At 70.4% G+C, this 20,798-nt stretch carries 18 protein-coding genes; 7 read left to right on the plus strand and 11 right to left on the minus strand.

Annotation, left to right across the window (positions count from 1 at the left end; all coding sequences use genetic code 11):
* Positions 1–209: 209 nt before the first annotated feature.
* The 10 genes from VIB55_RS08555 to rny all read right to left on the minus strand — a co-directional run bounded on the left by VIB55_RS08555 (position 210) and on the right by rny (position 11,748).
* Positions 210–716 (minus strand): hypothetical protein, encoded by a 507-nt coding sequence (locus tag VIB55_RS08555; RefSeq protein WP_331876242.1) that lies wholly within the window; start codon positions 714–716, stop codon positions 210–212.
* A gap of 8 nt (positions 717–724) precedes the next feature.
* Positions 725–1,186, minus strand: a complete 462-nt coding sequence (locus VIB55_RS08560) for a divergent PAP2 family protein (RefSeq protein WP_331876243.1) — start codon at positions 1,184–1,186, stop codon at positions 725–727.
* Positions 1,183–2,118 carry a farnesyl diphosphate synthase gene (locus VIB55_RS08565; protein ID WP_331876244.1) on the minus strand — a complete coding sequence of 312 codons (936 nt, stop codon included), beginning with the start codon at positions 2,116–2,118 and terminating at the stop codon, positions 1,183–1,185. Before VIB55_RS08565 ends, VIB55_RS08560 begins: the two co-directional genes overlap by 4 nt.
* Positions 2,115–2,360: an exodeoxyribonuclease VII small subunit gene (gene xseB, locus VIB55_RS08570; protein WP_331876259.1), complete on the minus strand. Its 246-nt coding sequence runs from the start codon at positions 2,358–2,360 to the stop codon at positions 2,115–2,117. The genes VIB55_RS08565 and xseB overlap by 4 nt, the downstream gene beginning before the upstream one ends.
* Before the next feature lie 181 nt (positions 2,361–2,541).
* Entirely contained in the window at positions 2,542–4,536 is a 1,995-nt protein-coding gene (locus VIB55_RS08575) for a helicase-associated domain-containing protein (RefSeq protein ID WP_331876245.1), read from the minus strand.
* Complete coding sequence (locus tag VIB55_RS08580; RefSeq protein ID WP_331876246.1) at positions 4,533–6,218, minus strand: DNA repair helicase XPB; 1,686 nt, start codon at positions 6,216–6,218, stop codon at positions 4,533–4,535. Before VIB55_RS08580 ends, VIB55_RS08575 begins: the two co-directional genes overlap by 4 nt.
* 112 nt (positions 6,219–6,330) lie before the next feature.
* Positions 6,331–7,620, minus strand: coding sequence for an exodeoxyribonuclease VII large subunit (gene xseA / locus VIB55_RS08585; protein WP_331876247.1), 1,290 nt, complete (start codon positions 7,618–7,620; stop codon positions 6,331–6,333).
* Positions 7,617–8,525 (minus strand): bifunctional methylenetetrahydrofolate dehydrogenase/methenyltetrahydrofolate cyclohydrolase FolD, encoded by a 909-nt coding sequence (gene folD, locus VIB55_RS08590; RefSeq protein ID WP_331876248.1) that lies wholly within the window; start codon positions 8,523–8,525, stop codon positions 7,617–7,619. The genes xseA and folD overlap by 4 nt, the downstream gene beginning before the upstream one ends.
* A gap of 1 nt (position 8,526) precedes the next feature.
* Positions 8,527–9,339: a TIGR00282 family metallophosphoesterase gene (locus VIB55_RS08595; RefSeq protein ID WP_331876249.1), complete on the minus strand. Its 813-nt coding sequence runs from the start codon at positions 9,337–9,339 to the stop codon at positions 8,527–8,529.
* Between the two features lie 834 nt (positions 9,340–10,173).
* Positions 10,174–11,748 (minus strand): ribonuclease Y, encoded by a 1,575-nt coding sequence (gene rny, locus VIB55_RS08600; protein ID WP_331876250.1) that lies wholly within the window; start codon positions 11,746–11,748, stop codon positions 10,174–10,176.
* 258 nt (positions 11,749–12,006) lie between these two features.
* On the opposite strand from rny, the gene VIB55_RS08605 reads away from it, so the two are divergent.
* The 5 genes from VIB55_RS08605 (at position 12,007) to VIB55_RS08625 (ending at position 17,967) form a co-directional block, all read left to right on the plus strand.
* Positions 12,007–12,363 (plus strand): MmcQ/YjbR family DNA-binding protein, encoded by a 357-nt coding sequence (locus tag VIB55_RS08605; protein ID WP_331876251.1) that lies wholly within the window; start codon positions 12,007–12,009, stop codon positions 12,361–12,363.
* Positions 12,364–13,272: 909 nt separating this feature from the next.
* The gene (locus VIB55_RS08610) at positions 13,273–15,027 is read left to right on the plus strand and encodes a beta-propeller domain-containing protein (protein WP_331876252.1); all 1,755 of its coding nucleotides are present in this window, start codon (positions 13,273–13,275) and stop codon (positions 15,025–15,027) included.
* Positions 15,028–15,413: 386 nt separating this feature from the next.
* A complete protein-coding gene (locus VIB55_RS08615) occupies positions 15,414–16,520 on the plus strand; it encodes an endonuclease/exonuclease/phosphatase family protein (RefSeq protein ID WP_331876253.1) in 1,107 nt (368 codons plus the stop codon).
* Positions 16,517–17,251: a hypothetical protein gene (locus VIB55_RS08620; RefSeq protein WP_331876254.1), complete on the plus strand. Its 735-nt coding sequence runs from the start codon at positions 16,517–16,519 to the stop codon at positions 17,249–17,251. The genes VIB55_RS08615 and VIB55_RS08620 overlap by 4 nt, the downstream gene beginning before the upstream one ends.
* The gene (locus VIB55_RS08625; protein WP_331876255.1) at positions 17,248–17,967 is read left to right on the plus strand and encodes a DUF72 domain-containing protein; all 720 of its coding nucleotides are present in this window, start codon (positions 17,248–17,250) and stop codon (positions 17,965–17,967) included. Before VIB55_RS08620 ends, VIB55_RS08625 begins: the two co-directional genes overlap by 4 nt.
* A 110-nt stretch (positions 17,968–18,077) precedes the next feature.
* Here VIB55_RS08625 and VIB55_RS08630 read toward each other — a convergent pair whose 3' ends face one another.
* Positions 18,078–19,226, minus strand: a complete 1,149-nt coding sequence (locus tag VIB55_RS08630; RefSeq protein ID WP_331876256.1) for a polysaccharide deacetylase family protein — start codon at positions 19,224–19,226, stop codon at positions 18,078–18,080.
* A 240-nt stretch (positions 19,227–19,466) separates the two neighbouring features.
* On the opposite strand from VIB55_RS08630, the gene VIB55_RS08635 reads away from it, so the two are divergent.
* Positions 19,467–19,748, plus strand: a complete 282-nt coding sequence (locus VIB55_RS08635) for a hypothetical protein (RefSeq protein WP_331876257.1) — start codon at positions 19,467–19,469, stop codon at positions 19,746–19,748.
* Positions 19,749–20,202: 454 nt separating this feature from the next.
* Positions 20,203–20,798: HAMP domain-containing protein (locus VIB55_RS08640; RefSeq protein ID WP_331876258.1), on the plus strand; the 596-nt coding region annotated here is incomplete at its 3' end.

Genomic DNA, 20,798 nt, shown 5'->3' on the forward strand with positions numbered 1-20,798 from the left:
CTTCCCCCGCAAACTGCCGCGGGGGAAGGGAGCCAGTCTGGTGCACTACCAAGCGGGGTTGCGGCAGCGGTCACCCGGGCAGAAGCTGCACCTTCGGGGCGTCTCGACAGAGGCCGGCGCATCCCCCGGCTGCCCTCACCCCCGGCCCCTCTCCCGCAAGCGGGAGAGGGGAGAATTCGACCGCGGTTCGGCAGGTAGTGGTGTGGATGCTACCTGGGATAGCGGCGGCTCCAGGCGGTGACGTTGTATCCGATGAACCCGCCGGTGAGGGTGCCGCCGAGAACGCCCGTGAGCGCCGCGACCGCCGCGATCTGGTAGGGCTCGCTCCCGCAGCCGTTCGGCTGCTCGCAGAGGCCGTGGCCCGCCGCCAACCCGAGCAGCCCCAGCACCACACCTCCGCCCACGGCCCCGATGGCAGCCCCCCGCCCCGTCGCACGGCGCCGCAGCCACACGGTGTCGATCTGCACCAGCTCGATCGCCCGCTCCTCGCCGGCGGAGGTCACGATCAGCCTGCCATCCCGCACGCCCCCGCAACGGCCCTGTAGCAAACTGTCACCCGCCGCGACCCGGACCCGCGCGCCCGGACAGGCGGTCCACACCGCCGTGGTGATGCGTGCCGTGTCCGCCTGCTGCGCCGCAGCGGGTCGCGCCCTGAAGATGGCGACCGTGGCCAGCAGGAGCGCAATGCGGAGGGTCCGAACGGCGGCGAGCTTCATCGGGAGGATCAGGGATGAAGAAGAAAGGCGAGCAGGGCGCCGTAGAGCGCGCCGACCAGCACCTCCAGCGGTGTGTGGCCCAGCAGCTCCGCCAGGCGCTCGCTGTCGATGGTGTGGTGGTGGCGCAGGTCGTCCACCAGGCGGTTGAGGGCGCGGGCCTGGTTGCCCGCCGCGCGTCGGATGCCCGTGGCATCGTACATCACCACGAACGAGAAGAATGCGACCGCCCCGAACAGCGGCGTGTTCCATCCGTGGCCGATCCCCACCGCTGTCGACAGCGCCGTCACCGACGCCGAGTGGGCGGACGGCATACCGCCTGTCCCGATCAGCCGCGTAAAGTCCGGGCGGCGGCGGGTGAGGAACGCGCGGACGAACTTGAAGCCCTGCGTCGTGAGCATGGCCAGCAGCGCCAGGGCGAGCGGCGGGTTCCACGATACGGCGGGCCCGAAGAACTCGCGCAACTCGTTCACCGGTCGCGCTCCAGCACGTACGCCGCCAGCGCCTCCAGCTCCGGCGAGCGGATCCCCGCCCCGCGCAATGCGGCCAGGGCCCGCGTCACCCGCTCGCGCGCCATCTCCCGCGCCCGCTCCAGGCCAAAGAGCGAGGGATACGTCGCCTTGCCGGCCTCCGCGTCCTTGCCCGGCGTTTTCCCCAGCGCGTCGTTGCTGGCGGTGACGTCCAGCACGTCGTCGACGATCTGGAACGCCAGCCCGAGCTCGCGCCCGTACTCCGTCAGCGCCTCCAGGCGGGCAGCATCCGCCCCCGCCGCCAGCGCGCCGATGCGCAGCGACGCCGCGAGCAGCGCGCCGGTCTTGTGGCGGTGGATGCGCTCCAGGCCGTCCGCATCCACCTCTCCCGCCACCTCGCCCTCCAGGTCCAGCAGCTGGCCGCCCACCATCCCCAGTGCGCCGCCCGCCCGGCAGAGCTCGCGGGCCAGCCGTCCGCGCGCTGGCGCATCCAGTTCCAACTCGCGCGCCGCATCGTCCATCACCCGAACGGCCGCGGGGATCAGCGCGGCGCCGGCGAGCAGCGCCGCGCCGGGGGTGAAGGTGACGTGAACCGTCGGGCGGCCGCGGCGCAGCGCGTCGTCGTCCATGCTGGGAAGGTCGTCGTGCACCAGCGAGTAGGTGTGCACGATCTCCAGCGCGCACCCCAGTCGGTACACGGCGTCCGGCGCCTCTCCCGGGCGGACGATGCGCCAGGCGGATACGCAGAGGATGGGGCGCAGGCGCTTGCCCGGGGTGCCGAGCGCGTACAGCACGGGATTGCCAAGGGCCGCCGGCGCGCCCTCCGCCAGCGTGGGGGCGAGGCCGTTCAGCGCGGCGTTGATGAGCTCCCGCTCGCGCTCCAGGAACGCGCCGAGGTCGACGTCCACGGCGGCATCCGTCCGGGAATCCGTCACGGCTGCTCGGGCACGTCTTCGAAGCGGTGGCCACCCTTGCCGTCGTCCAGCAGCTGGCGGATGCGGTGGTCGGCGCCCTCCAGGACGCCCTCGGCGTGGCGGAGCAGGCGGACGCCCTCCTCGAACAGCGCGAGGGAGTCGTCCAGCTCCAGCGACTCGCCCTCGATGCGGCCCACGATCTCGTTCAGCCGGTTCAAGGCGGCTTCGAAGCTGGGATTCTCGTGCGTCGGGCTTTCCATCATCACCACCGATGCTCTCCTTCGTTCGCCTGCATGGTCCGGGTGCGGGAAGAATACGGCCCCGCACCCCGCGGTTCCAGTCCATGCAGCCCGGCCCGATGCAAAAACGCGGAGGACGCGGCGCTTCCGCCGTTCCTCCGCGTCCTCCGCGCCTCCGCGTGACCCATCCCCGGCGATCCGGAGATCAGCTGACGAACACGCCCTGCGCGCGGAGCTTCTTCACCAGCGCGTTGCGGTCCTTGGTCGTCGCCCCGGGCAGCTCCAGCACCGTGTCGGTGATGGCGCGAACCTGCTTTCCGGCCGCGGACATGGCCCGCGCGGCCGTCTCGGCGTCCGGGCATTCCAGCAGCAGCGTGGGACGAAGCTGAACCCGGCGGACGGCGCCCAGCCAGTCGCTCACCTGTCGCTCCACGTTGGCGGGAAGCGCACGCGACGACGCGGCGCGCAGGGTGTCGAGCAGCTGCGCGGGGCCGATCCCGCTCTCCGCCGCGGCCAGGACGGAGGCGCGCGTCAGGCGGAACATCACCCCCGGCCCGGTGCCCACGCGCTGGGCCAGCCGCGTGAACTGCGCCTCCAGCCGCGGATCGGCGGCCAGGAACACGACGTCGAAGTTGGGCTGCACGATCACCTCGGCCTGGACCTCCGTGCCGTACTCGAACGTCTTCGCCCCACCGAGCAGGTAGCGCCCGGCGTCGGTCAGCACGAAGGTCAGCCAGCCGTCGGCGGTACGGCCCAGGCGCGCTCCGCCCAGCGGCGCCAGGCGGTTGTTGAGGAACTCCAGCAGGATCTGCCCCCACAAACGTTCCCAGTCGTTCCGCGTCGGGCGGCGGGCCTGCCACGCGATCCGCAGCGGGGTGCCTTCGCGCAGGGCGGCGAGGAACGGGTTCTCCGTCTCGGAGGCGTACGCCAGGAAGTCGACGATGCGCACGGGTTCGCCGGGAAGGGCCAGGAACGAGTCCGTCAGCCACTTCCGCAGGTCCAGCGTCTTGGGAAGGTCGGCGCTGAGCCGCACCGGAAAGAACTCCACCCCCTCCTCTTCGTGGTACCAGGTGCTCGGCCGGCGCGCCTTGGACGTGCGAATGCGGTCCACCAGTGCGGCGAGCCGGTCGCGCGTGGAGCCGGAAAGCCAGGCCATCCCCGCTTTCGTGGGTTTCAGCGACAGGTCGTGACCGGACCGGCCGGTTCGGTGAGCATACCCGGCCAGCAGCAGCACCTCGGCAGCGTGCTCCACTCGCTTCTCGGCCTGGAGAGAATCGATCCCCATCCAGTCCGGAACGGTGATCAGCCGCTCCTCGATGGCCTTGCGGGCCGCCGCGAAGATGGTCTGGTCGCTGCCGCGCAGCCGGATGGGCTCACCCGCGGCCTGCGCCAGCACCGCGGTCATGTCTTCCATCAGCCACGCGGCCTCGAAGCTTTCCGCCGGCTCCACCGGTTCCGGCCGCTCCGGCGGCGGTGCGCCCAGCCGCGCCCGCACCTGGGGCCACACCCACACCACGGGCTCGGACTCCAGCCCGCGGAGGGAGAGAAAGACGAGCAGGTAGCGCAACGCGGCTTCCAGCCCCATCGCCACGTCCATGGCCGGCAGATCGGGCACGTGCTCGCCCAGGCTCGCCAGCGGAACCGGCGCGGGCGCGGCCAGCAGGCTTTCGACCACCCGGCGCGTGGCCACCCAGGAGCGGTCATCGTCGAACCGCCGGCGCTCGCTCCTGGCCGCGTGCGCCGACTCCCACGCCATCGCCGCCTTCCGCGTATCGGCCGCAAGGAAGCTTTCGGCCCACTCCACGGAGGTGACCATGTGCGTCAGGTCGGCGCGGTCGGCGGCGAGGTTCCACCCTCGCGACCCGGAGGTCGCGTGCATCTCCTCCGGCGTGAAGTGCTCCTCCACGTATCCCATCAGCGCGCCGGGCGTGGGATCGTCCCACAGCCGGCGCCGGTCGGCCGCGCGCAGCGCCGTGTGCAGCACCCGGACGGCATCCGCCGGGACCACGGTGGCCCCGGAGCCCTTCGGAACGACGAACCCCGAATCCAGCAGCTCACCGCCGTAGGGACCGAGCGCCGTGGGACCGGCGCCCTGGGACGGCCGCATCGCCAGCACCACCCGGCGGGCGCCGGGCGAAAGGACCAGGTAGCGGGGGAGCTGGTCCAGGGCCTCGCTCCAGTCGGCGGGAAAGTACTTCACCGCAGCACCTCGTCCGCGTCGGCGATGTGGTACTCGTATCCCTGCTCGCACAGGAACAGCTGGCGGTTCATCGCGAACTCCTGTTCCACGGTTTCGTGCGAGACCAGCGTGTAGAAGTGCGCCTGGTTGCCGCCCGACTTGGGCCGGAGGATGCGCCCCAGCCGCTGCGCCTCTTCCTGCCGCGAGCCGAAGGTGCCGGAAACCTGGATGGCCAGCGACGCATCCGGCAGGTCCACGGCGAAGTTGGCCACCTTGGAGACGGCCAGCACGGGGATCTTTCCGTCGCGGAAGTCCTCGTAGATGCGGTCGCGCTTCGCCTGCCCGGTGGACCCCGTGAGGATGGGCACGTCCAGGTCGCGCGCGATCTCCTTCAGCTGGTCCAGGTACATGCCGATGACCAGCGCCGGCTCGCCCTCGTGCTGCTGCAGGATGGCGCGCACCACCTCGGCCTTGGCGGGGTTCTCGGAGGCGATGCGGAACTTTTCCCGCTGGCCGGCGACGGCGTATTCCATCCGCACGTCGCGCGGCATGGGAACGCGCACCTCGGTGCAGGTGGCGCTCGCGATCCACCCCTGCCCTTCCAGCACCTTCCACGGCACGTCGGCCTTCTTGGGGCCGATCAGCGCGAACACGTCGTCTTCGTGGCCGTCCTCGCGCACCAGCGTGGCCGTAAGCCCCAGCCGGCGGCGCGCCTGCAGCCCGGCGGTCACCTGGAAGACGGGCGCGGGAAGCAGGTGCACCTCGTCGTACACGATCAGCCCCCAGTCGCGCTCGTCGAACAGCTTCAGGTGCGTGAAATCCGCCTCCTTGCCGTTGCGGTGCGTGAGGATCTGGTACGTGGCCACGGTCACCGGCCGCACCTCCTTGGTGCCGCCGCTGTACTCGCCCACCTGGTCCTCGTGCAGCGACGTCTTGTCCAGCAGCTCCCTCACCCACTGGCGGACGGAGGTCACGCTCGTCGTCAGGATGAGGGTCGATGCGCCCACCTGCGCCATGGCGGCCATCCCCACGATGGTCTTGCCCGCGCCGCAGGGAAGCACCACCACCCCCGATCCGCCACGGGCCGTGCCCGATGCATGGAAAGCCGCCGCCGCGCTCTGCTGGTACTCGCGAAGCCCGAACTCCATTCCACCGCGGGTCACGGAACGGAGATCGATGGCCAGCGGCTCGCCCGCGGTGTACCCCGCCAGGTCCTCGGCGGGATAGCCCGCCTTCACCAGCTCCTGCTTCAGCCGTCCGCGGTCGTCGGGGTACACGCGAAACGCCGTCGCCGAGAGCCGCTCCCCCAGCAGCGCCGCCACCCGGGCGCGTCGCGACACCTCTTCCATCAGGAGATCGTCCGCCGCTTCCAGCACCAGCCCGTCCGCATCTCGGCGCAGCGTCAGCCGCCCGTACCGCGAGGCCAGGTCGCGAACGGACGTTTCTACGTGCGCCGGAACGGGATACTTGGATAGGTCGCGCAGGGTGGCTGTGATGTCGTCCGCGTCCACGCCCACGGAGCACGCGTTCCACACCGAGAGCGGGCTGACGCGGTAGGTGTGGATGTGCTCGGGCGACTTCACCAGCTCCGCGAAGCGCGCAAGCCGGTCGCGGGCTTCGGGATAGCGCGGATTGTCGACCTCCACCAGCACGGTGTGGTCGCCCTGCACGATCAGCGGGTTTTCGGGGCGGTACGCGGTCATCGAGGGTACGTCGATGGATCAGGAACAACACGGCGAGCACGAGGATGCACGAATCCCGTCCGGCGCACAAGTGCACGCCGTAAACGAAGTCCGTCGTGCCCTCGGGATCGGATCAAGCGGCTGGATCTGCTTGCACGCGGGCGTGGACGGAGCCGTCCGCCAGGCGTAGGCGGAACTCCTGGCCGGGGCGGAAGTCGGCCACGCCGCGCAGCACGCGGCCGGAGGGGTCCAGCGGAACGGCGAAGCCGCGGGCAAGCGTCGACAACGGGGAGAGGGCGTGCAAGCGTCCGGCGATCCCCGCCACGCGCTCGCGCCGCCCGGCGACGATGCGCTCCCCCGCGTCGTGCAGGTCCAGCCGCGCCTCGAACAGGCTTTCGCGGCCGTTCTCCACCCGCTCGCGCGTGCAGCGCAGCATCCGCTCGCGCAGGTCCGCCAGCCCACGGGCGAGGGCCACGCGATCGGGGACGGCGGCCTCGGCGGCGGCGGAGGGGGTGGGGGCGCGCAGGTCCGCCACCAGGTCGGCGATGGTGAAGTCCGTTTCGTGGCCCACCGCGGAGATCACGGGCACGGGCGATTCGGCGATGGCGCGCGCCACCGCCTCTTCGTTGAAGGCCCACAGGTCCTCGGTGGATCCCCCGCCCCGCCCCACGATCAGCACGTCGGCGCAGCCCGCGCGGGCGATCAGGTGGATGGCGCGCGCCACTTCCTCCGCCGCGCCCTCACCCTGCACGCGCGCGGCGGAAAGGACGATGCGGGTCCACGGCGCGCGGCGGCGGATGACGGAAGCGATGTCGTGGAGCGCCGCGCCCGCGGACGAGGTGACCACGCCGACGCACGCCGGATACGGCGGCAGCGCACGCTTGCGGAGGGGCGAGGTGAGCCCCTCCACCTCCAGCTTGATCCGCAGCTTGTCGAACGCCAGCTTCCACAGCCCCTCGCCCGTGGCCTCCAGCTCGGCGACGGACAGCTGGAACTCCCCGCGGCCCTCGTAGATGGTCAGCCGCCCCAGGGCGCGCACCTCCATCCCCTCGGTGGGCTGCGTGGGAAGGCGCCGCGCATCGTCGCGCCACATCACGCAGCGGATCTGCGAGCCGGCGTCGCGCAGGGTGAAGTAGCAGTGCCCGGAGCGCGCCTTGGTGAAGTTGCTCACCTCGCCCGACACCCACAGCGCCGGGAACATCCCCTCGATCAGGTGCCGCGCCGCCGCGTTCAGGGTAGACGGGGTCCATCCCCCCTCCGGCGCGCGGCGGGGGGATGGACGCGCGAAATCGGACGCGTCGTCGTCCAGGAACCCCGCGTCGGCCTGGCGGGCGGCTACGCGGCGCGCCACGTCCTCGTTGGCCGTCTCGTTCAGCCCCGGCTTCTTCTCCGCCGCGGCGGAGCTGAAGAGGTCCCAGCTCACCGTGCCCCCGCCGGCTTGCGGGCATTCCGCCGCTCGTGCGCGCGCAGCGCCGCGGTGGATGCGTTGCGCAGCAGCATGGCGATGGTCATCGGCCCCACGCCGCCGGGGACGGGCGTAATGGCGGAGGCCTTTTCCGACACGGCCTGGAAGTCCACGTCGCCATGCAGCGTGTAGCCCTTGGGCGATGAGGGATCGTCCACGCGGGTGACGCCCACGTCTATGACCACCGCGCCGGGCTTCACCATGTCGCCCGTGATCAGCCCCGGCTTGCCGACGGCGACCACCAGGATGTCGGCCATCCTCGTATGCTGCCCCAGGTCGGCCGTGTGGCGGTGGCAGAGGGTGACGGTGGCGTTCGGCCCCGGCGCCATCAGCAGCGAAGCCAGCGGCTTGCTGACGATCAGGCTGCGGCCGACGATCACCACGTGCTTGCCGTGGGTGTCGATGCGCTCACGCCGCAGCAGCTCCATGATCCCCTCGGGCGTGGCGGGAACGAACCCGGTGGGATCGCCCACGAAGGCGCGGCCCACGTTGGTGGGGTGAAAGCCGTCCACGTCCTTGGCGGGGCTCACCCGCTCCAGGAACATCTTGCTGTTCAGGTGCGGCGGCAGGGGGAGCTGCACCAGGATGCCGTGGATGTCGGGATCGGCGTTCAGGCCGTCGATGGTGCCCGTCAGCTCGTCGGCAGACGTTTCGGCCGGCAGGTGAAGGACGCGCGAGAGCATGCCGGCCTCCTGGCACGCCCGCGCCTTGCTGCGCACGTACACCTCGCTGGCGGGATCGGCGCCCACCAGCACCACCGCCAGCCCGGGAACCGTGCCCGCCGCGCGAAGCTGCGCTACCTCGGCGGCCACCTCGGCGCGGATGTCGCGCGCGATGGCTGCCCCGTCGATGATCCTGGCCACGCTATTTCTTCTTGAATTCGCCCTGGAGCACGCGCTCGTAGGGAACGTTCACCCGCTCGATGGACCTCGCAAGCCCGGTTGCCGGATCGATCTCGACCACGGCGCCCTGCAGCGTCAGGTCACCGTCCGCCGGCTGCAGCCGCTCGCCGCGGGTAAGGGTCAGCTGGCGTTCCACGGACAGCTCCCACTTCATCCCGATGATGCCGTCCATGCCCCCGGTCATCCCCAGGTCGGTGATGCGGGCCGTGCCCTTGGGAAGGATGCGCTCATCGGCGGTCTGCACGTGGGTGTGCGTGCCAACGACGGCGGCCACGCGGCCGTCCAGGTAGCGCGCGAACGCCTGCTTTTCGCTCGTCGCCTCCGCGTGGAACTCCACTACGACCACGTCCGCCTGCCCCATCAATTCCGCCAGCAGCGCGTCGGCGGCGCGAAAGGGATCGTCGATGGGCGACATGAAGGTGCGCCCCTGCAGGTCGAGCACCGCCACGCGTATGCCGTTGCTCTCCACGACGACGGAGCCGCGGCCCGGGTTGCCGGGCGGATAGTTGTGCGGGCGGAGCAGCCGCGGCTCGGTCTTGAGCAGGGGCAGGATTTCCTTTTTGTCCCACACGTGGTTGCCGGTGGTGATCACGTCGACGCCCACGTCCAGGAACTCGCGGACGATTTCCGGCGTGATGCCGAAGCCGCCCGCGGAGTTCTCGCCGTTGGCCACGACGAGATCGGCGTTCACGTCCTTGCGAACGAGACGCACCAGTTGCGTAAGCGTACGCCGCCCCGGCGAGCCGATGACGTCGGCCACGAAGAGAATTCTCACCTGTGCTTCGTTCTGGTTTTAGAGCCCTGCCGAGGCTTCCCTAGCCTGCACCCTCCTGGCACACCCACCGAGGCCTGTCATCCTGAGGCCCAGGCGCGCCGTGCTCGCACGCACACCATCCTACGCGGGCCGAAGGATCTAACCCGGGACACTTCTCAGCCGGGGCGCGGCAGCGGTCACCGGACCGGAGGCCACGGCGGTTCGCGACGAGGACATGGTGCGCTTCGGTCAGGCCGGCGCAATCCCCTGGCTGCCCTCTCCCCCCGGCCCCCTCTCCCGCAAGCGGGAGAGGGAGAGAACTTCGGTCGGCTTTTCGACGGGCCGCCTGCGCATGCCGCGGCAGCCCCCTCCACCCGACCCCCGTCCCCCGCTGCGCAGGGGAGGGGGAGACCTGAATCGCGCTTTGGCTGGGGCGTCGTGCGTCCCCCCGCGGATGCAGTCCGCGAAGGCGGACTTCGGGCCGTCGTTGCCGCGAATTCATTCGCCCCAGCGAGGCCCGGGCGCCCTCCTCCCCTGACGCACCCAAATCCCGAAGTGTACCCCCTCTCCCACGCTGTTGTGGCGCTGTTGTGGGAGAGGGTCGCACGCGTGTCAGCGCGGCGGGGTGAGGGCCCCTCGGCAGCCGCGGCCTCGGCCACGGTGACCGCTGCCGCGCCCTAGCTTGTACGTGTCCGCGGCTAGATCCTTCGGCCCGCAACGGTCGGCGCGCGGGCCGGTGCGGTGCGCCTGGGCCTCAGGATGACGGAGTGCCTGGACGTCTCCCAAAACGCGGCGGGGGCACGGCGAACCGTGCCCCCGCCCGGCCCCGCGGGCCGCAATCTATCGTCCGGCGCGTCAGCGCGCGAAGTCGATCGCTCGCGTCTCGCGGATCACCACCACCTTGATCTGCCCCGGGTACTGCAGCTCCGCCTCGATGCGGCGCGCCGTGTCTTCGCTCAGGCGCGTCATCTCCTCGTCCGAGACCGCCTCGGGCGTCACCATCACCCGCAGCTCGCGGCCGGCCTGGATCGCGAAGCAGCGCTCCACCCCGGGGAACGACGTGGCGATCTCCTCCAGCTTTTCCAGCCGCTTGACGTACGTTTCGAACATCTCGCGGCGGGCGCCCGGGCGCGAGCCGCTGATGGCGTCGCCCGCGGTGACCAGGAACGACTCGGGAAACAGGTGCGGCTCCTCGTCATGGTGCGCCTTGATGGCGTTCAGCACCTGCGGCGGCTCGCCGTACTTCTTGCACAGGTTGTAGCCCAGCTCCACGTGGGTGCCCTCGTGGTCGTGCGTCATTCCCTTGCCCACGTCGTGAAGCAGCCCCATCCGCTTGGCCATCGTGGCGTCGAAGCCCATCTCCGAGGCCATGTTTCCGGCCAGGAGCGCCACTTCCTTGGCGTGCAGCAGCTGGTTCTGCCCGTACGAGGTGCGGAACTTCAGGCGGCCCAGCACCTTGACGATCTCGGGGTGCACGCCGTGGATCCCCAGCTCGTACATGATCTCTTCGGCCGCCTCGCGCATTCCCTTCTCCACCTCCAGGCGCGCCTTGGCGACGACGTCGTCGATGCGGCCCGGGTGGATGCGCCCGTCGCCCACCAGCTTTTCCAGGGCGATGCGGGCGGTTTCGCGGCGGATGGGGTCGAAGCCCGAAAGCACCACCGCCTCGGGCGTGTCGTCGATGATGACGTCGATGCCCGTGGCCTGCTCGAACGCGCGGATGTTGCGCCCCTCTCGGCCGATGATGCGCCCCTTCATCTCGTCGGACGGCAACGCCACGACGGAGACGGTGGTCTCGGCGGTGTGGTCGGCGGCGATGCGCTGGATGGCGAGGGAGATGATCTTCTTGGCCTCGCGGTCGGCGTCGCGGCGGGCCTCTTCCTTGATCTCACGGATGCGCTGCGCGGCGCTGGCCCGGGCCTCTTCTTCCAGGTCGTGCATCAGCGTGCGGCGCGCCTCGTCGGCCGAGAGGCCGGCGAGCGATTCCAGGCGGTGCTGCACCTCGGCCAGGCGGCCGTGCACCGACTGCGCATCGACCTCCACCTGCTTTTCGCGCTGGGCCAGGGCCTGCGCGCGGCGGTCCTGCGCCTCGACCTTTTCCTCCAGCTGGTGGAGCTTGCGGTCCAGCATTTCGCCACGCTCCTGCAGCCGGCGCTCCAGCCGGTCCATCTCGTCGCGGCGCTTGGCCTCTTCGCGCTCCCACGCCTCGCGGCTGCGCAACGCTTCTTCGCGCCCCTTGAGCACCTCGGCCGTGCGCAGGCGGTCGGCCTCCTGCTCCGCCTCCTGCTTGGCGGTGGCGCGAATGCGGGCGGCCTCGTCTTCGGCGGTGGCGCGGGATGCGCGCAGGCGCGACTGGATCACGGACTGGCCGCCGAAAAAGCCGGCGGCGGCGCCCACGACCGCCCCAAGGACGATCAGCAGAATTTCCATCGGTGGGTCTTTATCTCAGCGCGGGCGTGCCCGCGGCCGGTGCAAATAAGAACGGTGGCTGAACTCGAACCGCGTCCCGCCACCGTTTGGACTGAGCCCCGCTCAGGATGTGCGTCCAGGTGGGCCCGCAACGGAAAAACATACGATGAAGGCAGGCTCGCGGGCAAGTGCGCGCCCGGTTGCGCCCGGAACCCCATCCGCCTACCCTGCGCTGCGCGGTGACTTCCGCGTTCCGCCACGACTGGAGAGCACCCGCCCATGAGCACCGATCCCCTGAGCCGCCTGCGCGCCATCTGCCTGGCGCTTCCCGAAACGACCGAGCCGGAGGCCTGGGGCACGCCCACCTTCCGCGTCCGCAAGAAGATCTTCGCGATGTTCGCGAACAACCATCATCGCGATGGGCGCGTGGCGGTGTGGTGCCCCGCGCCGGTCGGGATCCAGCAGCTCCTCGTCCGGTCCGATCCCGATACGTACTTCGTGCCGCCGTACGTGGGCGTGAAGGGATGGATCGGCATCGTGATCGAGGAGCTGGGCGACGGGGAATTGCGCGAGCAGATCGTCCAGTCCTACTGCATGATTGCCCCCAAGAAGCTCCAGGCCCTGGTCGACGCCTAGCCGGCATCTGCCTGGACCGATGAGCGAACTCCGGAGCTGTCATCCTGAAGGAGCGGCCAAGCGCAACTCGCATCCGCACCGCCGTTAGCAGCGACTGAAGGATCCGCCACACAGTCCGCAGAAGCTCCGCACTCGCAGCATGGGCTAATTCCGTTTGGGCATGGGGAGGCGCATGATCACCGTTCGCCGCGAGGGCCTGCAGGGGCGAATGAATTCGCTGCAACGACCACACGAAGTCTGCCTTCGCAGACTGGCTGGCCGAGGTGCGAGTTGGGCCATGTGGCGCGACCGGAACGGGGTGCAGTTCTCCCCCTCTCCCGCTTGCGGGAGAGGGGGCCGGGGCGAGAGGGCAGCCGGGGATTGCACCGCCGAGTTCGAAACGCCCCTGCCGCTCGCCAGGGTCCCAGCCGGGGCGCGGCAGCGGTCCGGAGACAAAAGGCTTCCATGTGGCGGCGGTAGCGGAGCGGGTCGGCAGGTGTGTGACGGTTCCCTCGGTCGCTGCATGGTTCCGTGCACGCGTCAGGGTATGGGATGGCCGCTTCCTCGGGATGACGCCGAGAGCATCGGGCAGTCGTCAAGACACGCGCATCGTGCTGCTGGTGCGCCCGGCGTTGCGTTGCGCATATTGGCAGGACTCTCCCATCCATCTCCCGATCCGACCCCATGCGGAACACCACCCTGGCAGCTGCACTCGCCGCATCGCTGATCGCGGGCGCCGCCGGCTGCGTCCCCAAACCCAACCCCGCCACGGCCCCAGGTTCCGCGGCCGCGACCCCCTCGCACCGGACGCTGCGGCCTTTCCGGTCCGAGCGCGAACTGGTGCGGTTCGTACAGCGGGTGCAGGGCGAACCTCCCCCTCCGGTGGTCATGCCTGCGCCGCCGCCGCCCCCCGCCGCGCCGCCGCCCCCGATGGCGCCACCCGCACCGGGCCAGGAAGCGCCTCCCCCGGCCCTGACCGGGTTCCAGGAGCTCGCTCCCCCCGCGCTGAACCTGGAGAACGTGGTCGTGACGGGGGCGGAATCCGTCACGAACGTGCAGCATGCGGGGGTGGACGAGGGCGGCATCGTAAAGACGTACCGCGACTTCCTGATCATCCTGCGGCGCGGTCGCCTGTTCACCGTACGCATTGGCGACGACACCCTGACGCCCGTGTCGGCGGTGGACGCGTACGCGCCGGGGCTGGACCCCGGGGGCGCATGGTACGACGAGATGCTGATCTCCGGTGACGTGATCGCCGTCCTCGGCTACAGCTACGCGCGCGGCGGCACGGAGGTGGGACTGTTCCAGATCTCGCCCGACGGGCAGCTGGCGTATCGCTCCACCTGGCACCTGCGCGCCGACGACTACTACTCGTCAGACAACTACGCCAGCCGGCTGGTAGGCGGCAAGCTGGTGTTCTACTCGCCCGTCGTGCTCGACCCCGAGAACCCGTTGGAGTCGTTTCCCGCCCTGCGCCGGTGGGAGGCGGACGCGGACGAGGAAGATTTCCGGCCGGTGATGCCAGCCACGAAGGTGTACCGCGCCGACGCGCCGATGGCGAGCGGTGAAGAGCTGGTGCTTCACACCGTCACCGTCTGCGACCTGGCGGGCGGTGAGCTGGCGTGCGAAGGGACCGCGGTGGCGGGTCACCTGAGCCGCGTGTTCTACGTGTCGCCCGGCTCGGTGTACGTGTGGGTGACGGGGCTGGACCTGTACTCCGACGATGACGAGCCGCCACCTTCCGTGCTCTATCGCATGCCGCTGGACGGGTCGGCCCCGAGCGCGCTGCGGGTGGAGGGCAGCCCCGTGAACCAGTTCTCCTTCCTGGAAAGCGGCGACGGGCACCTGAACGTGCTGGTCGCTTCCGAAGGCGAGGGCGACGGAATGTGGTCGACCAGCAAGGCCGGCGGCGACCTGGCGCTGATGCGCGTGCCGCTGCGCCGCTTCGGCACGGGGCGCCAGGCCGTGCCCGCGTCGGCGTACCGCGACATCCCGGACGTGGGCGATGGCGGCGACATCCACAATCGCTTCGTGGGCGACTATCTGCTGTACGGCGCCGGCGCGGGATGGGGCGGCCCGCCGGACACGCCCGCCGCCTCGCTCTTCGCCGTGCCGTACCGGGGCGGCGGCGCGGTGACCACGCTGTCTTTTCCGCACGGGGTAGATCGCATCGAGGCGATGGGATCGGGCGCGGTGATCGTGGGGACGGATGGGCGCGATCTCCACTTCTCCGGCGTGCGCCTGGGTGCCGTGCCGGAGTTCGTGCACCGCTACACACGCCCGAATGCGTCACAGGGCGAGCTGCGCAGCCATGGCTTCTTCTACAAGCCCGAGGCGCAGGACGTGGGGATGCTGGGGCTTCCCATCCGCGGGCCGGGACGCCCGGGATACGAGCACCTGTTCCGCGAATCGGCGTCCATCCTGTACCTGCGCAACCAGGCATTCCGGCTGAACGAGCTGGGGACGCTGGCGGCGAACGACTCCGCGGCGGTGGACGATGCCTGCCGCGCGTCGTGCGTGGACTGGTACGGCAACGCTCGTCCGCTCTTTCTGCGCGGACGGGTGTTCGCGCTGCTCGGCTACGAGCTTGTGGAGGGACGGGTGGATGATGGGCGCATCCGCGAGACGCGGCGGGTGGTGTACTTCCGGCAGCCTGCGTCGGCAGCGGGGGACGGCGGGAAGTAGGACGGCCCCTCCCCCGGCCCCTCCCCCGGCAAACTGCGCCGGGAGAGGGGGGAACTTCGATCGAGAGTCGATGGGCTGCCGATGCATGCCGCGGAAGCCCCCTCTCCCCGGCCCTCTCCCCCGCTTCGCAGGGGAAAGGGGGAACTTCGATCGCGCTGCCCAGCGTCCCGATCGACCGCGGAGGTTTCTACGTTCCTTGGACAGAGCTGCCGCGTAGCACCGGCGCGGCCGTGTGGTATCACTATTGAAGTACCCTGGGCGCCTGGTCCATCCGGCCGGGCACAGGCTACACCTTCACCACACCGGACCGTGACCATCGCGCCGCCGACCCATCATCACTCGCACCAGCGGTTCGGGATGCCCGTTTCGCACGCGGGAGCGGGCCGATGACGGCGGTGCTCCGGTGGGTCGTCCTGGGGCTGGGGGTGGTGCCGGTGGCGGGCACCGCGCTCAGCTTCAGCCGCAGCCCTCACTGGTCCGTGCGGATGTGGGACTTTCCCCGCCTGCAGCTCGCGGTGGTCGCGGCGCTTTCGGGCGCTGCGTACGGCATGTTCTTCTTCGACGGACACGCCCTGGAGTGGCTCTTCGTGGCGGCGCTCGTCGTCTGCCTGGTGTACCAGGGCCGCAAGGTGTTTCCGTACACGCCGCTGGCGCGCGTGCAGGTGCAGCGCAGCACCCGGCCCAAGAACGACCGCACCTGCTTTCGGCTGCTGATCAGCAACGTGCTGATGGAGAACGAGGAGCACGAGCGCCTGGCGCAGGTGGTGCGCGATGCCAAGCCCGACATCGCCCTGCTGGTGGAGGTGAACGACCGGTGGGCGCGGGCGCTGGAGCCGCTGGCGGCGGAGTTTCCGCACGTGATCCGCCATCCGCAGGAAAACTACTACGGACTCCTCCTGCTTTCGCGCTTTCCGCTGGTGGGCCCGCGGGTGGACTTCCTGGTGCAGGACGACATTCCCTCCGTGCACACGGGGTTCGAGCTGCCCGACGGCACGGTGGTCCTTCTGCACGGCCTGCATCCCCGCCCGCCCGAGCCGGTGCGCGATCAGGATTCCACCCCGCGCGACGCCGAGCTCGTGGTGGTGGGGCGCGCCATCGGCGAATCGGACGAGGAGCCCACGGTGGTCGCGGGCGACCTGAACGACGTGGCGTGGTCGCGCAGCAGCGAACTGTTCCTGCGGCTGAGCGCGCTGCTGGACCCCCGCGTAGGGCGCGGGCTGTACAACAGCTACAACGCCAAGAACTTCCTTTTCCGCTACCCGCTGGACCACGTGTTCCACTCCGGCCACTTTCGCCTGGTGAGCCTGGAACGCCTGCCCTACGTGGGCTCCGACCACTTTCCCATGCTGGTAGAGCTGAGCTACGAGCCCGAGGCGGTCCGCCGCCAGCAGCCCATGCCCGAGCGCCCCGAAGACACGGAGGTCGCGGAGGAGATGCTGGAGGAGCAGGCCGAGGCGGCGGCCACGGGCGACGACCGGCCGGGGCGCGAATGAGCGCCGGGCAAGTGGAGCCGCGCGCGACGGCGGGGCAGCGCTTCCGGGCGTACGCCGTGCACGTGTACACGGCGTGCGGGGTGGGATTCGCCTTTCTGGCCGCGGCGGAGATGTGCCGTCCGCGTCCGGACGTGCGCCTGGTTTTCCTGCTCTTCGCCGGCGCCACGCTGGTGGATGCCACGGACGGCCCGTTCGCGCGCATGTGGCAGGTGAAGCGGTTCGCGCGCAACATCGACGGCCGCAAGATCGACGACATCGTCGACTACCTGACCTTCACCTTTCTGCCGCTGCTCCTGGTGTGGCGGATGGGGTGGGTGCCCGAGCCCGGCGCCGTGTGGATCATCCCCGCGCTGATCGCGTCGCTTTTCGGGTTCGCCAACGAGGACGCCAAGGACGAGGAGGGCGGATTCTTTCTCGGATTTCCGTCGTACTGGAACGTGGTTGCGCTGTACTTCGGCATCGCGCACCACTTCCACGGCCCCATGCTGAACGGCGTGCTCCTGCTGATCCTGACCGTGCTGACGATTGCGCCGGTGAAGTTCATCTACCCCAACCTGGCGCCCCGCCCGTGGCGGATTCCGGTGCTGGCGGGCGCGTTCGTCTGGCTGGGCGTGCTGATCGTGATGACGTACCAGTTTCCGCACGTGCCCGGGTGGCTGTTCCTGGTGTCGCTGAGCTACCCCGTCTTCTACACGGCCCTTTCCGCGTACCTGGCCCGCCGGCGCCCGTGATCCGCGTCGGCACCGCGGGATGGACGCTGCCGCGCGGCGAGCAGGAGCACTTTCCCGCCACGGGCACCCACCTCCAAAGATACGCCGCCCGCTTCTCCGCGGCGGAGATCAACTCCTCGTTCTACCGTCCGCACCGGCCATCCACCTACGCGCGGTGGGCGGAGAGCGTGCCGGACGGCTTCCTCTTTTCCATCAAGCTGCCGAAGACGATCACGCACGGGCAGCGGCTGCGGGAGGCGGACGAATTACTGGACGCGTTCCTGGCGGAAGCCGGCGGGCTGGGCGACCGCCTGGGATGCCTGCTGGTGCAGCTTCCGCCCAGCCTGGAGTTCGATGCCGCCGTCGCGGAGCCGTTCTTCGCCGCCCTGCGCGCCCGTTCCTCCCTCGCCGTCTCCTGCGAGCCGCGGCATCCCACCTGGTTCGGGCACGAGGCGGCGGACCTGCTCGCCCGCTTCCAGGTCGCCCGCGTGGCCGCCGATCCCGCGCGCGTCCCCGCCGCGGCCGAGCCGGGTGGATGGGCCGAGCTCGTCTACTATCGCCTGCACGGCTCGCCCCGCATCTACTACTCGTCGTACGAGCCGCCGTACCTGGATGCGCTTGCCGCCCGGCTGCGCGTGGAAGCGGCGGCCGGGCGGCAGGTTTGGTGCATCTTCGACAACACGGCCTCCGGCGCCGCGGCCGCGGACGCGCTGGGCCTGGCCGCACGCCTGGAGTAGCTTCAACAGCAGGTCTCACGCGGAGGCGCGGAGGTCGCGGAGAACTGCGGAGAGTTTTTCTCCGTTCCTCCGCGTCCTCCGCGCCTCCGCGTGACCCCTTCCGTTCAGCGTCAGCTTGCTGGCACGAGGGTGTCCGGGCGCACGGGCGTCGGAACGGGCCGCAGAGGCAGCGCGGGGTCGCGGATCCAGTGCATGATGCCGGGCGACAGGTAGCGCATGCCCCCACACTGGCGGCTCACGATGGCGTAGCTGATCACGCCGCGTCCCGGCCCGTGGTAGCGGCCCATGTGCGCGGCCAAGTCCACAGTCACCGTATCGCCGCTCACCCGCAGGTTCTCCCCTAACGGATGCGTGAGGTAGCTTCGCCCCTCGGCGTCAGCTGAAACGGCGAACACCTGCGCGTCCCCCGGGAGCGGCGCCTGGCCCACGAACGTCGCCGTTCCCGCCACCGCGCCGTCCGCCGTGAGCGGGCGCAGCACGGGCGCGTACGAGGCGCCGCCCAGCAGGTACTCCCGGAAGATGGACAGGTCCACGTCGCTCATGATGAGCATGCGCGGCAGCAGCGGCGAGCGCCCGTCCCAGTAGCCGGGGTTGACGGTGTGCAGGTGCCGGTACGCGCCGCCGATGGCATCTGCGATCTCTGGCGTGTAGTGGCCGAAGGGAAAGGCGAAATCCAGCCTGTCGTCGCCCCCGTGCCGCGCGATGGCGTCGGGCGAGCGGACGAGCGAGCCGGCGACTTCCGTTCCCGTCGTGGGCAGGCTGCGATGCTCGTAGCCGTGCGCCGAGACGCGGTGCCCGGCGCGTGCCAGACGCTCCACATCGTCGGAGTTGAGGAACTGCGCGTCCGCGTCCGGCCGTGTGCGGCGGGGAATGATGAAGAAGATGCCGCGGAAGCCGTGGCGCTCAAGCATCTCGGCGGCCCGCAGCTGTTCCTTGCGCCCGTCGTCGAAGGTAAGGATCACCTGCCGCCCGCCGCCGGCGCCCGGCGACCGGGCATCTTCCGGAAAGATGGAGCGGAATCCCTGGTCCGCCAGAAAGCGCAGCGTCTCGTCGTATCGTGCCCACGACTCCGTCAGGTTGCCATCCTGTGGCCCGGGATGCTCCGCGAACCCGTGCCAGGCGAGCACGGGCACGCCGCCCTGCCCCACGGCAGCGCCGCACGCATCCGCGCGCGCTGTCCGCGCCGGCAGCGTCATCGAGGGAGCGCACGCGGAGAGCGCCAGGGTACAGGCGAGGAGCAGGTTCCGGATCACGATCATTTCACCATCATGAGTAGGCGCTAGGCGGGATTGTAGCGGAAAACCCGCTGCGCGCGCCAGCGATTCCATGCCGTCAGGCTCTGCTCACGGATCACGCAGAGGCGCAGAGTCGCAGAGAAAGCCCTCCCTCTCTCTTCTGCGTCTCTGCGGCTCTGCGTGAGACCCTACGGAGACGGGAACCGAAAGGCAGGTGCGGCAACGCTCTTGCTCATGCCAGGCCGGTGGAAAGGAGAAAATCCGATGTCGCGTGCGTTCGTCAAAGAAGATTCGGGGTTCGTGCCGCCCGGGCACTTCGCCCTGCCACCCCGCGACGATCCGGGGTACGACGCGGCGGCGGCGCGGGCACTGATCGAGGCCGCGCGCGACGCCAACACCGCCAGCGCAGAATCCGCCACCGGCTACCGCTGGGGCGAGCCGCGCCTTCACCGACACGTGCGCAAGCTGCTCGCGGCCGCCGAGGCGCTTCCCGAGCACGAGCAGGACATGCGCTACATCCGCGTCGCCCGCCGCTTCCTGGGCTGAACGTGCGACAAGAAGAGCACCGCCGGGCGATCTGCCCGGCGGTGCTCAAGGTTCCGCTGCTTCCCGACGCGATGCCGCAGGGGCACCCGCCAAACGCGGAGAGTGTTTCGCCTCTGGAATCGGCTCAGGCGCCGATGCGGCGATCGCTTGCCCGTGTCGAGATGCGAGCAGGAGTCGTACTGGCCAAGAGATCACCTCCTTCGTTCAGGTTGCACATAGGGCATGGACACGGTGGAGCCTCGGCTCCCGTGGTCCGCGGCGCGATTCCTCTCGGCATCGCCCCGGCGTCCCTGCACCGCCTTCAAGCGGCGGCGTGCCAATAAGATAGAAACGTCTTTCGAATCGCGCAAGCCCCCTTTTTCGAGAAGATTTCCTTGCGCGCGGAGTGCCCGCCGCGGATGTTTGGGTACGCCCATCCGCGACGCCGCCGTCGCGTTCCCACGTAGCCGCCCGGATGCCCGATCCTCACGAGGCCCCGCGCCCTGCCCGCCCGCCGCGCCCCCTGCCGGGGTTCGTGCGGGCGTTGCTGCGCGTGCCGCTGTTCTACAAGATCCTCATCGCCAACGCGGCCGTGGTGCTGGTGGGCACCATGTTCGGCAGCATGCTCACGGCGAGGTTCGTCCGCAGCTATCCCGAGGCCTCCATCCTGGACGTCGCGGGACCGCTGGCCGCAGGCGGCATCCTGGCCACGGTGCTGGTGAACGCGGTGATCCTGAAGCTGGCGCTGCAGCCGCTGGACGCGCTTGAGCGCACGGCGGCGCGGGTGCGGCGGGGCGACCTGGAAGCCCGCGTGCCGCTGTCCCCCGTCGCCGACCGCGAGCTGGACCGCTTGACGCGCACCTTCAACGGAATGCTCGACGCCGCCGCCGTGTATCGGACGCGGGTTCGCGAGGTGGCATCCCAGGCCCTGAACGCCGCGGAAGAGGAGCGGAAGCGCATCTCGCGTGAGCTTCACGACGAGACGGCGCAGCTGCTGGCGGCGCTGCTCATCCGCATTCGCGTGGTGAAGGGCGCGGGCGATCCGCAGGCGGTGGGCGCCCTGCTCGAAGA

It is taken from the genome of Longimicrobium sp. (assembly GCF_036554565.1).
Lineage (GTDB): Bacteria > Gemmatimonadota > Gemmatimonadetes > Longimicrobiales > Longimicrobiaceae > Longimicrobium.